This window comes from Brevibacillus sp. MER 51 (assembly GCF_023714195.1).
In the GTDB taxonomy this organism is placed as follows: Bacteria; Bacillota; Bacilli; order Brevibacillales; family Brevibacillaceae; genus Brevibacillus.
In genome coordinates this window covers 156,792-170,561 of the sequence record NZ_JAMAUS010000006.1, presented here as the reverse complement: position 1 = coordinate 170,561, position 13,770 = coordinate 156,792, and the positions used below count along the sequence as shown (strand labels likewise).

General features: G+C 48.4%; 11 protein-coding genes. 4 read left to right on the top strand and 7 right to left on the bottom strand.

Features of this window, described 5'->3' with window-relative positions; genetic code table 11:
- Nucleotides 1-133: 133 nt before the first annotated feature.
- Nucleotides 134-985: a CPBP family intramembrane glutamic endopeptidase gene (locus tag M3630_RS14885; RefSeq protein WP_251252601.1), complete on the top strand. Its 852-nt coding sequence runs from the start codon at nucleotides 134-136 to the stop codon at nucleotides 983-985.
- 58 nt (nucleotides 986-1,043) lie between these two features.
- On the opposite strand, the gene M3630_RS14880 is transcribed toward M3630_RS14885, so the two are convergent.
- From M3630_RS14880 to M3630_RS14860, 5 genes are all read right to left on the bottom strand, one after another.
- Entirely contained in the window at nucleotides 1,044-4,154 is a 3,111-nt protein-coding gene (locus M3630_RS14880; RefSeq protein WP_251252600.1) for an efflux RND transporter permease subunit, read from the bottom strand.
- Nucleotides 4,151-5,383: an efflux RND transporter periplasmic adaptor subunit gene (locus tag M3630_RS14875; RefSeq protein ID WP_251252599.1), complete on the bottom strand. Its 1,233-nt coding sequence runs from the start codon at nucleotides 5,381-5,383 to the stop codon at nucleotides 4,151-4,153. Before M3630_RS14875 ends, M3630_RS14880 begins: the two co-directional genes overlap by 4 nt.
- A 31-nt stretch (nucleotides 5,384-5,414) precedes the next feature.
- On the bottom strand, nucleotides 5,415-6,041 hold the full coding sequence (locus tag M3630_RS14870) for a TetR/AcrR family transcriptional regulator (RefSeq protein ID WP_173610417.1): 627 nt from the start codon (nucleotides 6,039-6,041) through the stop codon (nucleotides 5,415-5,417).
- A gap of 127 nt (nucleotides 6,042-6,168) precedes the next feature.
- Nucleotides 6,169-6,897, bottom strand: a complete 729-nt coding sequence (locus M3630_RS14865) for a bactofilin family protein (protein ID WP_251252598.1) — start codon at nucleotides 6,895-6,897, stop codon at nucleotides 6,169-6,171.
- Between the two features lie 14 nt (nucleotides 6,898-6,911).
- Entirely contained in the window at nucleotides 6,912-7,535 is a 624-nt protein-coding gene (locus M3630_RS14860) for a YhbD family protein (protein ID WP_173610415.1), read from the bottom strand.
- Between the two features lie 139 nt (nucleotides 7,536-7,674).
- On the opposite strand from M3630_RS14860, the gene M3630_RS14855 reads away from it, so the two are divergent.
- Nucleotides 7,675-8,688, top strand: coding sequence for a hypothetical protein (locus tag M3630_RS14855; RefSeq protein WP_251252597.1), 1,014 nt, complete (start codon nucleotides 7,675-7,677; stop codon nucleotides 8,686-8,688).
- A gap of 96 nt (nucleotides 8,689-8,784) precedes the next feature.
- Here M3630_RS14855 and M3630_RS14850 read toward each other — a convergent pair whose 3' ends face one another.
- Complete coding sequence (locus tag M3630_RS14850) at nucleotides 8,785-9,717, bottom strand: RluA family pseudouridine synthase (protein WP_251252596.1); 933 nt, start codon at nucleotides 9,715-9,717, stop codon at nucleotides 8,785-8,787.
- 351 nt (nucleotides 9,718-10,068) lie between these two features.
- Nucleotides 10,069-11,181 carry an aminopeptidase gene (locus M3630_RS14845; protein ID WP_251252595.1) on the bottom strand — a complete coding sequence of 371 codons (1,113 nt, stop codon included), beginning with the start codon at nucleotides 11,179-11,181 and terminating at the stop codon, nucleotides 10,069-10,071.
- 569 nt (nucleotides 11,182-11,750) lie between these two features.
- Between M3630_RS14845 and M3630_RS14840 the strand changes: the two genes are divergently transcribed.
- Together M3630_RS14840 and M3630_RS14835 are read left to right on the top strand one after the other, a co-directional pair.
- Nucleotides 11,751-12,998 (top strand): MDR family MFS transporter, encoded by a 1,248-nt coding sequence (locus M3630_RS14840; RefSeq protein ID WP_251252594.1) that lies wholly within the window; start codon nucleotides 11,751-11,753, stop codon nucleotides 12,996-12,998.
- An 80-nt stretch (nucleotides 12,999-13,078) separates the two neighbouring features.
- Nucleotides 13,079-13,726: a hypothetical protein gene (locus M3630_RS14835; protein WP_251252593.1), complete on the top strand. Its 648-nt coding sequence runs from the start codon at nucleotides 13,079-13,081 to the stop codon at nucleotides 13,724-13,726.
- Nucleotides 13,727-13,770 lie beyond the last annotated feature (44 nt).

Below are 13,770 nucleotides of genomic sequence, written 5' to 3'. Positions count from 1 at the left end.
TATCATACGTCTGATACCATTTCTTGCTTAATCAAACTCTTACAAAAATCTGAAGAATGCCATTTTCGCCTAGACCGAGTAAAAGGCATATAGGATTATATGGAAAAATGGTTGGAATGAGAGGTTTTCGCAAATGTGGACAAATACATTTCGATACGTAACCAAAAGCCCACTTTTCCTTCTTCTATTGATGATGATGCTCTTTCTGCCCCTGCTCGCCTCCTGGGGACAATTTCTCTCCTCAGGTTTTTTGGGACAAACGGTTTCCGTATCTCTCCTATTCTGGCCGAAAACCGATTGGAAGGTCGCTGTCCCTCTTCCTGGCTGGCTTATTTTTGGTGTGATCTCGCTGCTTTACGCTGGCGGCATCTTATGGCTTGTAGGGAGGAAAAAATTGGGGCAGGCATTTCTGTTCATCCTTGTCGGTCTCTTATTGGCAAAAGCGGCTGGAGCTGCTTTTCAGGCGATTAGCGGATGGTCTAGCACGCAGCCAATCGGTGCACAGTCACTCGCTGACAAAGCAAATCTGCTTGTGTTTGCCACTTGGCATAATCCTTTGTGGGAGGAGCTTGTCTTTCGCGGCATCCCGTTTCTCTTGCTAACACTCCTCTATCGGGGGAACACAGACCTGCCCACTGGTGCAAGATGGATGTATCTACTCATTCCTTCGATAATTTTCGCCTACTATCACGTACCTGGGCATGGTCTGGGAGCTATTTTTGAATCGTTTCTCATTGGTGTTTTGTGGGCATGGGCAGCACTTCGCTGGGGACTGCTAGCTCCGATCGTCCTGCACATTTATGCAGACGCGATGATCATTCCTTCACTCCCCAAAATGAAAAACATGCCTCTGGAGGAGATTCCCTGGCTAGTCAACCAAAGCATGCTGCTACAGTCAATCTGGGCTTTATGTGTACTTGTTTTTCTCATACTGATCCTTGCTCTTTTGATAATCGGCTGGCGAAAAGCAAGAAAAGCTTACTAAAAAACAGCGACAAACTCCCGAAAGAAATAAATCGGAGAGTTTGCCGCTGTTGCATGTATTACAGTGTCTCCGCCTCAGGCCCGTACAAGTCCGGGCGCTTCGCGGCTTTTTTCGCCAGCTTTTTGATCTTGTGCTGCGTCAGAACCATATAGAAGGACGGCACGACGATCAAGGTCAAAAGGGTCGAAAACGCCAATCCGGAAATAATGGTGACCGCTAGCGGTTTGAACAAAACGTCACCTGAAATAGCGAGCGGCATCATACCCGCAATCGCTGTAAGCGAGGTCAAAAGAATAGGCCGCAGTCGCGCCTCACACGCAGAAATAACCGCCTGCTTCAGCTCCATGCCTGTATGGCGTGCCTCCTCGATGAACTCGATCAAAACGATTCCGTTACGCACCACGATGCCCGCCAACGCAATAATCCCCATCATTGTCATAAAGCCAAGTGGCGTTTGGGTCACGAACAAGCCGATCAAGCTCCCTGATACAGCGAGATAAATCGTACTTGTAACCAGTATCGGAATGGTCAAGGAATAGAATTGCATCGCGATCAAAATCAGGATCAGGAAAACGACCAGAATCGAGAGTTTGCCCATGTCGATGAAAATATCAGTCTGCTCGGAAGTCTCGCCGCCAATCTCATAGCGGTATCCTTCAGGCAAGGACATATTATCGAGCATCGGCTTGATCTCTGCCATTACTTCTGTCGCGGTTCTGCCTTTCAGATCACTGGTAACTGTCACGCTCCGCGACAAATCACGATGCGGGATCGTCTGTGTACTGAAAGTCGGTTTTACCTCCGCGAGCTGTGACAGCGGGATCAGCTCTCCTCGCGCATTGGCGATGCTGAGTCGCTGGAACAACAAGGCAGGGTCTTCCTGGCCTTTTTGCAAGAACAGCTTCATATCTATCAAGTCTGAGCCCGTATCAAACTCGCTGACGGTAATGCCTTCGCTCACCAGACGCAATGTCGTGGACAAGTCCGTGTAGTTGACGAGCTTTTGCTCCATCAGCTCTTTGTTGACGACAAATTCCAAGGTGTAGCGTTCTACCCCAAAATCGTCTTGCACATTGTACGTTCCCTCTAATCCGGCAACCTTTTCTTTTGTTTGTGCAGAAAGAGAGCGCAGCGTCTCAATATCCTCTCCATACAAACGAATCACAACTGGTTTTCCAACCGGGGGACCTGCCTCCAACTGCTTCATCAAGATACTCGCTTCTGGATACAGCTTTTTGAATTCCTCCGTCCACGGCTCCAGCATGTTCTCGAGATGGGTCTCTTTTTCATTATAACGAACCACCAGCTGTCCGACGGTAATGCCGCTTCCGGCAGCCGTATCTCCGCCGAACATTTTCGGTGCACTGCCTCCAGCGTAGGCAGATACTGCCTCGATGCCGGGCTGCTTCAACACCCAGTCTGCCGTCCCACGCACCACCCGGTCTGTTTCTTCCAGACTGTTGCCCACGGGAAGACGGATATCGATGAGAAACTGCGGGCGATCATCGTTCGGGAACAATTCCACCGGAGTGAGCGGTATCAATCCATAAGCTGCCGTTCCAATCAATACGCCAATCATTCCTGCCAAAAGCGGTCGCTTCAAAATTTTCGGCATGAACTTGCTCGCATACCACTTGGTCAGCTGCAACAATTGTTTTCCCAAAAGTCCAGCGGGCTTGCGATACCCTTCAACGCCGGCCTTTCTACGTTGCTCATACCATTGGCGAAAGATCGGGATGATCGTCAGCGACATGAGCATGGACGCCAGCATCGTCATCGAAATAATGACCGGAACCGGGCGAATGAACTGCCCGACGTTGCCGCTCAAAAACATCAAGGGCGCAAACGACGCAATCGTAGCCAGCGTAGCGGTCGTGATCGAAATTGATACTTCCTTGGCACCATTAACCGCCGCAGCCATCGGTTTTTCGCCCAGGACAGACAGTCGCCGCTCGATATTGTCATTGACCACCACGGCGTCATCGACCAAGATCCCAAGAACAATAATCAAGGAAACGATCGAGATCATGTTGAGTGAAATACCCAGAGATGGCAGGAACATAAGCCCCACAGCCAAAGAAATCGGAATCGCCATCGCGACTACCAACGATGTGATCAGGTTCAATCCGAGCGCACACACCACCAAAACAGCGATGATGGCAATCATCATTTCTCGGGTCAGGTCGCTAAAAAGCTCATCGACGCGTTCATTTTGACTATAAATCGAGTGTCTTTCGGCCCCTGCCGGAAGTGTTTTATCCAGCGTCACCATCATCTCGTCTACGCGCTTCTGCAAGGACGGCACATCACTTCCCGTCTCTGCATTGACGCTGATCGTGATCGAAGGCTTCCCATTGAAATACGAGGTTGTTTTCACCGTCTCCGTCGTCATTTTGATCGATCCGATGTCCTTCAGATAGATCGGGAAACCCTCTTTTGAACGGGAGATAATGACGTTGTTCAGTTCTTCGACATCTGTATTTTCCGCCAGCTTGAGCTGGTAGGTCCGTTTTTCTGTGGTCAGGTCGCCAAGCGGGATTTTTTCATTTTCCTTTTTGACAGCCATCATCACCTGACTCCACGTGATCCCGTACTGGCTCAGCTTTTGCGTATCAACCTCGATGTGGACTTCCTGCTCCGGTAGACCTTCCACCAGTACATCCGCTACGTTTGGAATAGTGCGCAGCTGTTCTTTCCACGATTTCAGCATGGTACGCATGCTGTACAATTCCTCACGCGTGTCAGCAGTGACCGCAAACGATTGGACAAACGTACGGTTCAAATCATCATTGATGATCGGTTGTTTCGCATCGGCTGGCAGATCAGCCTCTGCGTCTTTTACCTTCTTCCGCAATTCATCCCATTTTTGCTTCGGGTCTACGTCACTCTTTGCTTCCACCATGATAAATGAGACGCCGAGGGAAGATGAGGATGAAATATAGTTAAGTCCCTGCAATTCATTGATTTTTTCTTCCAGCTTTTTCGTAACAGCCTGCTCGACCTTTTCCGGCGAAGCTCCCGGGTAAACCGTCGTGATCGTCGCCATGTTCACGATAATATCCGGCATCTCTTGCTTGGGCAGTTGAAAAAAGCTGAGGGAGCCCACAAGTACGATCATGCTGAAAAACAGGAGCGTGATTTTGCGCTTTTGTACGATGTACTTGATCACGGTTGTGTACCTCCTGCCGCCTCGATTGGGTCACCGTCAAACAAACGGTCCACCCCTTTGACGATCAGTTGGTCTCCTTCTTTTAGGCCGTTCTTAATCTCGAGCTTGTCACTTACAATCTGCCCGATAGCTACGCTAGTTTTGACAGCCTTGCCGCCTGCATTAACGAAGACATGCGCATCATCTTTTCCTCTACTGATGACTGCTTCTACTGGTACGTAGACACCTTCCTGCCCCGTTACCGTTTTGGTTGCTTTCACCACCTGACCAGCAAACCAGTCTCGAGCTTGGTTGGCGATTTGAACCTCTACGCCAATCGTTCCGGTATTTTGGTTCGTGGCAGGAAATATTTTTGTCACTTTGCCATCCCGTTTTTGTCCATACAGGTCTAAGGAGATCGTCTCGCCTACTTTCCATGCAGAAATCTCACGGTCAGGAACGGGCAGCACGACTTTTAATGTGTCGATGTTGCCGACCTGATAGACGGGGGTACCTGAACCGACCAAATTGCCCGCAGACGAGAGCTTGGCGATGATCGTCCCATTAATCGGCGAACGAAGCTGCGTTTTGGCAAGTGTATTGGCTGCCACTTCTTTGGCGATAATCGTCTGATTGTATACAGCCTGCGTCAACTGTTTGTCTTCCGCACGAGCCCCTTGAGTAACCAGTGAATAAGACTGCTGTGCGTTTTGCAAATCCTTTTGCGCAATCGTCAATCCATTTTGTGCACTTTCATACTCGCTTTTGGAAATGGCATTTTGCTGATAGAGCTTTTCAATCCGATTGAAATCATCCTGCATTTTTTGGAGTCCAACTGTTGCCTTCTCCACAAGCAAACGCGCCTGTGTCACTTCTTGCTCTCTCGCGCCATTGTTTACCTTGCTAAGATTCGCCGCACTTTGCTGCACGGCAGCGCTGGACGAAGCAACCTGGAGTGAATAATCTGTGGCGTTTACACGGGCAAGCACATCTCCCGCTTTGACCGTGTCCCCTTCTTTTCGGTTCATCTCCACAATACGACCGCCTACTTCAAAAGAAACGAGTGCTTCCTCCAAAGGAGCCAGCGTACCAGACAACTCCGTGACGGTGACAGCCTGCTCCTTCTTCACTGGCGCAACAACGACATGCTTCACTTCCTTCTGGGGTGCCAAAGCGGGCTGTTGCTCGCTGCAAGCCGTCGTTGCCAGTAGTCCGATCATCATTACAGATACAAGCCATCTTCTCTTCATGACTTCCCCCGCCCCTATGTAGCTATGCTGTTTATTTGAGTCCTCTGATGCCTTGTAGCAAGATTTCAGAAGCATTTTCAAAAAGCTCTTCTTCTACCATTTGGATATCGAGATTGACCCGATACTTCGCCATGAAGGCGTAGAAAAAAGTGGAGACGAACATAAGAGCTGCCGTGAACGGATCTGCCTTTGGCAAATGCCCTTGCTCCTGAAACGCAAGGAGCTTTTTGGACAATACCTCGACTGCGGTCATCGGCAGACTGCTGAACATCTGCACGACTTCCGGGTGGTTATCCGCTTCAATCATGCAGATCATGAAAATTTCTTTGCGCTCGACCAATAAGCCGTAATACGTACGTGCGTAGCTGACCAGCATTTCCTTGATATCAGAAAACTCGCCTTGCAACCCTTGCTCCAGCTGCTCCCGGACATCCATGATTTCTTTCAGGAGCTCTGTCAAGATGCCTACCTTGTTCTTGAAGTGACGAAATACCGTTACCTCATTAACCCCCGCAAGCTCAGAAATCTTGCGTGTAGTCGCTCCCTTGTATCCCTTTTGTGCCATTAGCTGACGTGCGGCCGATAAAATTCGCTCACGGGTTTCCTGTTCCTCTTCGCCTCTCCCCCCCAGCTTCTGTTCTATATCTGGGTGATCCATAACGCACCTCCATGCCAAGCAAGCAATTACTTGCATTTTCATTTTTTTCCAAGCTCATTATATAAAGAGACTGCATGCATGTAAATACTTGCATGCAGTTTGGAATGTTCATTTTTCCTTGTCAGTCTTACCGTTGTGTCAGCGTCTTAATCTGTGAGCTCGGGTCTTGCTTGCATTCTGTGCTGTATTCGACCAGATCAATTTCGCAGTCGGGACCTATCTCGATCTTGTTACCGCGAACGACCTTGGCCTTTGTGTTTTCCAAATAGATTTCGTCACCTTCAATCGTCTCTACGGACAAGGTATTGTTGAGAAAATGCTTCAACAGCTTGCCCAAAGTGCTATTGCCTGTTCGGCGCACCTCGATGTGCTCTCCGCCCATTTCTTTTGCCTCACAGCTGCCATGCAGAATGACCTCAATTCGCCCCGCATTCAGCAGTCCTCCGATATTAAACGCACCATTTGCCCGGAACACTTCGGCTTCACAATCCCCTGCGGTTTTTAATGATCCGTGAACCTTTACATCCTCTCCAGCCATATTGCCCTGTACTTTGACATTGCCACCGACTTTTAGACATGTAAAATTCAAATCGTCCGCAACATCAAGCTGACCATATACAGACAATGTATCCATTTTCACTTTGCCTTTAATCGACGCGTTGCCCTCTACTTTTGCCGAAGAGCCAATGAGATTTCCCGTGATACTGACATGTCCGGCACAATGAAGCGACTCGCACTCTACATCGCCATTAATCTTGCCATAACCTTGCACATCTACTTTGTTGTATACGCCACCCGTAGCATTCACTGCCCCATGAAAGATCAAATCTAGCTTGTTCTTATTCTCGTTCTGCATGGTATGGTCTCCCCCTACAAATATTTTCCTTTTAATTCCTCGATGCAATTGGCTAGATCGAGCCGTTTCACTACCTTTACACCGCTATCAAAATACATTTCGGTAGAGCCAGACACCAACACGAACGTGGAAATCCCCATCTTGCGCATAAAGATCAGCTCACAAGGCTTCCCTTCGAATTTGGGATAGTGGCTAGCCAGTACCTGCAGCAATCCGCCGCCTTCATCTACACTTAAGTCTCCTGCGGCCAAAAGCTTTTCTAACACATAGGCGTATAGTGCTTGCTGGAAAGTAAAGGTCCGCAGACTCCCGAGAAAAACGTTAAACACTTCTAAAGAAGTTGTCGAAACAATGTTTCGTGCCAACAATTCCTCTGCGGTCAACGACGTGTCACTCATACTTGGTGAAAACATGTCCGCCAATTCATCCAGCGACAGGTCGTCTTTCATGTTCAGGATCTTGTCGATTCGAGCCAAAATCTGTTCCCTTGGGAAAAAGGTTTCTTGCCCTGTAAAAGTTGCCCGACGAATGAACCACTCCTCTGGAATCAAGTTCTTTCGTTTCCAACGGTACAATTGTCCATACGAAATGCCAGTAAGCTCCAGCAGGTCCTTCTTCGAAATTACATTTGTGTCCAAGTGAAGCACCTCCAAAAACAATGTAACATAACACTGTTACGTTATTCAACTGCAGATTGTTTGACACTCGAATGATTGTCACAAAATCTCATGAGCTGGATCAAATAAATGATTGGAATGCAGAAAGGAAGAAGGACATATGAAAAAACAAACACTAGCTGTGACAAGTATGATTGCCTTGCTGTTAACCGTAGCATCTCCGTTTACAAACACACAGACACCAGCATACGCAGCTGGTCAGGCGCCAGCAGTAAAGCCAGAAATGAAGACCCTCGCCCAGCTTGACAAAAATGTCGTAGAAGCCGCTAGACAAGCGATGCAAAAGCAGGCGGGCGATGTGCCGATCGAACTGGACGAGATTAGGGGAGAAACGGCAGATTGCTGGGTGATTACGGCCAAAAACAACAGAGGTGAGGTGCTCGTTACCAAGCAGGAGGGAAAGGTTGTATCTGTAAACGTAAAATTAAAACTTAGCGAAGTGGCAGCTGATTTGCAGAATACTGTTACGAGCACGTTAAAAGGAATGGATAATCAGCATGCCTTTACGATTGATTGGGTAGAACGGATCAACTGGGAAAAACAAAACATTTGGCTGTTCAAAGGGCAGCATGCATCGGTCAGCATTGACGCTGCCACCGGGAAGGTCAATGCTGCGAAATTGCATTATACAAACAAGCAAATAAACCCCAAAGTGATCGATACAGCGCAAAAGGCGCTGAAGTCTCTTTCCAACGATAAAGCATCGGCGCTGCTCCCTGAGGTAACACTGGTGAAAGAATCGAAAGAACGCTTGGATCAAGTATGGGCTTTCATGGATACCGAAGGGAAATACAGTATCGTCATAGGGGCGAAAACAGGGAAAGTGGTGGCAGCTACCCTGATCAGCGAGTTCATAAATGAGAACTATACCGCAGACGAAGATATTCCCAAGGTGTTTGCCAAACCATTCTTTACAAAAGAAAAGGCGATTGCTGCTGCCAACCCGATGATGAAAAAGGTTTTTAACCTCGATCTGACTGGATACAATGTTTCGTCCAAATATAACGTATATACGTTTACGAAAAAGGGGAAACCGACTGTTACGGCATCGATCAACCACAAAGGAGTCTTCCATGATTTCGTCGTTTCGCCTGAAAACGGCTTGATCAACTAGGGATGCTCTAAAATATCGGGGGCACAATCCACCTTTACCAAATACACCAATGAAACCACCTTTCTATTAAAGGTGGTTTCAGCTTCTTGGCCGTTCTTATGTAAACTCTGCTTGCATCAAGCGCTTCATATCCGATGGTATCGGTGCCTCGACTACAATCTCTTTTTCGAGAAGCGGATGTAAAAAGGACAATTTCGAAGCATGCAGAGCCTGTCGGCGTAACAAACCTCTCGCTCCCCCGTACATCGTATCGCCAGCAAGCGGGTGTCCAATGTGGGCAAAGTGAACGCGAATTTGATGGGTACGACCCGTTTCCAGCCAGACGCGAGCAAGCGTCATTCCCTCAGAGGTCTGCTGTACCTCGTAATGCGTGATGGCAGGATCGCCACTCTCCACGACACGGCGCTTCGTAGGATGACGCGCATCTCGGCCGATTGGCGCCTCAATCGTTCCAGCTCTCTCTGACAGCACCCCACTGGCAACCGCAAGATACTCGCGATGAATGCCCCCTTCGCGCAGCAGCTTGTCAGCCAATTGATGACCATAGCTGCTTTTGGCTACCAGAATAGCTCCTGATGTATCCTTATCCAGCCGATGCACAGGATGTACGCTCGTCTGCTCACCACGTGCCGCCAGTACGGCAGCGAGTGCATGTACCAATGTGTCGGTCTCCTGTTTAATCGGGTGCACCATCATGCCTGCCGGTTTGTTTGCAATCAAGAGATGATCGTCTTCGTACAAAATGTCGATGGACGGCATTGGTGTGATCGGTCCCTCTGGCTTTGTATCATGCTGGGGCTGCCTAGGCGCTTGCTCTTGTCTCTCGATGACACGAACAGCGATTGTATCTCCTGTTTTTACTTGTCTTTGCAGGAAGGGCTGCTTGCGATTGAGCAAAATCCCCTTGCTTCTCGTCAGCCGCTGCATCATACGACCTGACACGTTGAGCTTTTGCCGGACGATTTGTTCCACGTTCATTCCCGTGTCTTGTTCACTGACGATGTATTCGATCCAATCTTTGCGGCTCACGTCTAATCCCTCTGTTCCATGCTTTTTTCTTATTGTAGCAAAAGGATGCCAGAGATGCTCGTTTGTAGTCGTCCAACGTTTGTGGTTGGGGAAACCCCGTAGGAAGAAGCGCATTTCCAGTCCAAGCGCCTCTGGAGCCCAACCTAGCGTAGGAATAAATGGCGGGGAATTTCAGCTTCATTTATGAAATCCTTCCTCGAAACTTCTACGTTTGAAGCGCTCCCGCAGCTAACAGTCAATCCCCCTTGCGGGGCGTAGGCCGAAGCGTAGACTGGAAATGCGCTTCTTCCCTCACCGATAGCTACGTAAAAAAAGCCACCATGCTAAGCATGATGGCCCCGTCATTTCGCTTTACCCTTTTAAGTTTTCCGGATTGAGCCCTTGCAACTCTGGCAAAACGAACAAACCGTCTTTGCGAATCAGCACATCATCAAACCAGATTTCGCCGCCGCCGTACTCAGGACGCTGGATGTTTACCATATCCCAGTGAATTTGGCTGCGGTTGCCGTTATCTGCGGTGTCGTATGCACGGCCTGGTGTGAAGTGGAAGCTACCAGCAATTTTCTCATCGAACAAAATATCATTCATTGGATGCAGGATGTACGGATGTACGCCTATCGCGAATTCCCCAATGTAGCGCGCCCCTTCGTCCGTATCGAAAATTTGGTTGAGTCTTTCTGTATTGTTAGAAGTCGCTTCGACGATTTTTCCGTCTACAAACTTCAGACATACATTTTCGAATTTCGTGCCCATGTAGCTTGTTGCGGTGTTGTACGTAATGGTTCCATTCACAGAGTCGCGCACAGGAGCTGTAAAAATCTCGCCGTCTGGAATGTTGCGAAGTCCGGAGCAGATGACACTTGGGATGTCCTTGATCGAGAATTGAAGATCCGTTCCCGGTCCAACCAGACGCACTTTGTCCGTACGATCCATCAATTGCTGCAAAGGCAAAAAGGCTTCGTGCATCTTTTTATAGTTAACGGAACATACGTCAAAATAAAAATCTTCAAAAGCAACGGTAGACATGTTGGCATTTTGCGCCAAAGCCGTTGTCGGGTAGTTGAGCAGTGTCCAGCGTACATTGTTGGTCAGGTAGTCATGCAATTCTTGCATCACGCTTTGATGCGCACGACGACACTCTACCGGCACATCTGCCATCTCACTGTCGTTGGATGGACCATTGATGACGATATAGGTATCCAAATCTTTGTACATTGGCTCTTCCCATTTCGCCAAATGAGTCGCACGCTCTGCACTTGCACCGAGCATCAGCTCACGTTGGATAGACGGGTCAATAATCCGTACGAACGGATAGGCTCCCAAGTCGTATGCCTGCCTAACCAATTCCTTCGCCAAGGCGTGACCCTCGCCACGAACTTCAATCAACAAGCTTTCTTTTTCCTTCAGGCGTACAGAATGGCTCAGCAAATTTGTAGCCAACTTGACGATGCGTGTATCCAGCATGCGATATCCCCCACATTTCTAGCATGATTTGGTTGTTGTTAAAAAATATTTTACCGAATAGAAGCCCCTTTTTCAATTCTATATGTTCTTGGTACTATTCGAAAAAAACTAAAAAATTATCTTGCATAAATTCGACGATTTCGAGTATTCTAATCAACAAGAGTTTACCTATGTAAAAAATTTGAAAGACGGGAGTGCTGAGTTCATGGTATTTTCTGTAGTTATCTTCGCTTAGGTGGGGCCTCTCTTAAGGGGCACTGCCTCTTATAACCCTATCAAAAGCTAGAAGCTGCAGGATGCCTGAACCGCTTCCGTCTTTTTCCCGATATGAATTGCGGGCCATGTTCTCGGGTGAACAGTCGGTTTACTGTACCTAAAACCATAGGTAGGTAACCGTCTCTCTTTTGTCCCCCGTTGAATTGGTTATTTCCCGCCACCTTTGTATCGTTTGATGAAGCGCAAGCGGAAGAGCAGTGTCTCTACCCCGTTTGCGCTTTTTTACGTGGAATTTTTCCAAAAAGAGAATCGAGGTCAAGGCACCTGCCGAAATGAATGGAGGAATTCGTGTCATGATTTGGCGTTCGTGGGATCTAAATTTGAAAGTACGTCTCTTTGGTGAATTGATTACGCACACATTCTTTTGGATGTACTTTCCGTTTATGGCGATTTATTTTAGCGATACGTTCGGGAAGGATGTAGCGGGTCTTCTATTGATGGTGCCGCCGCTGCTCGGGATGCTGTCCAATCTGTTTGGCGGATATTTGGCCGACCGGGTAGGGCGCAGATTCACCATGCTGCTCTCGCTCTGTACATCGACGGTGATGTTCGCACTTTTTGCGTTCTCTCCGTCTCCCTGGATCGACTATCTTGCCTTCATCGGGATCGGGATCGCTGGGGCTCTCTACTGGCCTGCCAGCTCTGCCATGGTAGCTGATTTGACCACAGAAGAGGATCGAAGAATTGTCTTTGCTACCTTTTACACAGCGATGAACATCGGGGTGGTTGCAGGTCCCGTATTGGGTTCTGTCTTTTTTGTCCATTATCGCCCGCAGCTGTTGATGTTCTGTACCATCGTTGAATTGCTTTTTGCGATCACCGTCTTTTTCCTGATCAAGGAAACGCTGCCTGAACACGTCCGTCAGGAGAAAGCAAAGGAGCGTTTTTCCCTGATTGAGCAGTTCAGGAGTTACGCCGTTATTTTCCGTGACAAAGCGTTTGCCCTGTACATTGGCGCAGGGATTTTGATCGCCATTGGATTCATGCAATTGGATATTTACATGGCTTTGTATGTCAAAGAGCATGTCATGCAGCAAGCATTATTCTCATGGGGCAATTGGACTTATACAGTCGGGGGAACCAGCGCATTCGGCTGGCTCATGGCCTTGAATGGCTTTTTGGTGGTTCTGTTTACACTGCCAGTCACACGCTGGTTCGAAAACTGGAGTGATCGCAACAGCCTCGTCATCTCCTCCATCTTATTCGGTGTCGGTCTGTTCTTGATGGCCTTTACGACGAATATTTGGCTTCTGTTTGGCTGTATGGCGATTTTGACATTCGGCGAGCTGATGCGGACACCAGTCGCCCAGAGCTTCATCAGTAAATACTCGCCGGAGGATGCACGCGGTCAGTACATGGGAGCCTCTTCACTTCAGTTCTCGATTGGTCGCTTCATCGCTCCCCTGACGATCGGTCTATCCCAATGGCTCGCTCCTGTTGGCGTATTCGGTGTCGTCCTGGGCTTAACCCTAGTCAGTGCTTATCTGTATATCATTTTGTTCCGCATGATCGGTGCCAAAGAGGTTAGCAAAAATAGCTAGAATAGAGGCATTCCCGTTCTACCAAATCCCCTCCTCTCATATAAATGGATCATAGATAGCTTGACCAGGAGGGGATCGTCATGAACCAGCCGAATGCCTTTGCTACCTTTAAGGAGCATCGAGGAGTCGTCTATCGAATTTCTACCTATCTTCAATGGGGACCGAATTCAGAGGGCCATCGCTCTCTTGGGAGCTGTCTCTTACTGAACCCTGGTAGTGCCAAGCTTTTTCGTGAAAGACCTGCATCCGGTCATAGCATCATGGGTCAGACCACACTCGATCCCACCATGCGACAATTGATCCGACTGGTGGAAGCAATCTACGGAAAACAGGCATTGGTAGGCAGATTTCATATGTACAACCTGTTTTCTGTGCAAAATGCTGCTGCCGTGAGTGCTATATCTCATTTTGAGCAACTTATTCAGGAGAAAGAGACGACGCTCGAGGCTAAGCTCGTATCTACGCGGGAACTGCAAAAACATCCGTGGCTCCTGCTTGGTTGGGGGCTTTCCCACCACCATTCGTGGCAGCAGTTTTCTTCCCTCAAGAAACGGTGGAAACAACGGATCGCAGCAGCAGGGGTACCGACTTTTGGCAAGCCCTGCCCAAAAGGAATCGATTACTACCATCCGAGTCCCCCTCTACATGCGACGAAAGAAAAGATCCTGCAGGAACTGGTGGGGATCTATAGGAAAACGATCGGGCGAGAGTCTGTCCATCCGCTTTAGATAAAAAAGAGTCTGTCTCCCCTTAATGCGGGAAACAGACTCTT

Bases quoted from the DNA above. Each gene is read 5' to 3' on its own strand.
- M3630_RS14885 (WP_251252601.1), top strand. From the start codon at position 134: ATGTGGACAAATACATTTCGATACGTAACCAAAAGCCCACTTTTCCTT.
- M3630_RS14875 (WP_251252599.1), bottom strand. From the start codon at position 5,383: ATGAAGAGAAGATGGCTTGTATCTGTAATGATGATCGGACTACTGGCA.
- M3630_RS14870 (WP_173610417.1), bottom strand. From the start codon at position 6,041: ATGGATCACCCAGATATAGAACAGAAGCTGGGGGGGAGAGGCGAAGAG.
- M3630_RS14865 (WP_251252598.1), bottom strand. From the start codon at position 6,897: ATGCAGAACGAGAATAAGAACAAGCTAGATTTGATCTTTCATGGGGCA.
- M3630_RS14855 (WP_251252597.1), top strand. From the start codon at position 7,675: ATGAAAAAACAAACACTAGCTGTGACAAGTATGATTGCCTTGCTGTTA.
- M3630_RS14845 (WP_251252595.1), bottom strand. From the start codon at position 11,181: ATGCTGGATACACGCATCGTCAAGTTGGCTACAAATTTGCTGAGCCAT.
- M3630_RS14840 (WP_251252594.1), top strand. From the start codon at position 11,751: ATGATTTGGCGTTCGTGGGATCTAAATTTGAAAGTACGTCTCTTTGGT.
- M3630_RS14835 (WP_251252593.1), top strand. From the start codon at position 13,079: ATGAACCAGCCGAATGCCTTTGCTACCTTTAAGGAGCATCGAGGAGTC.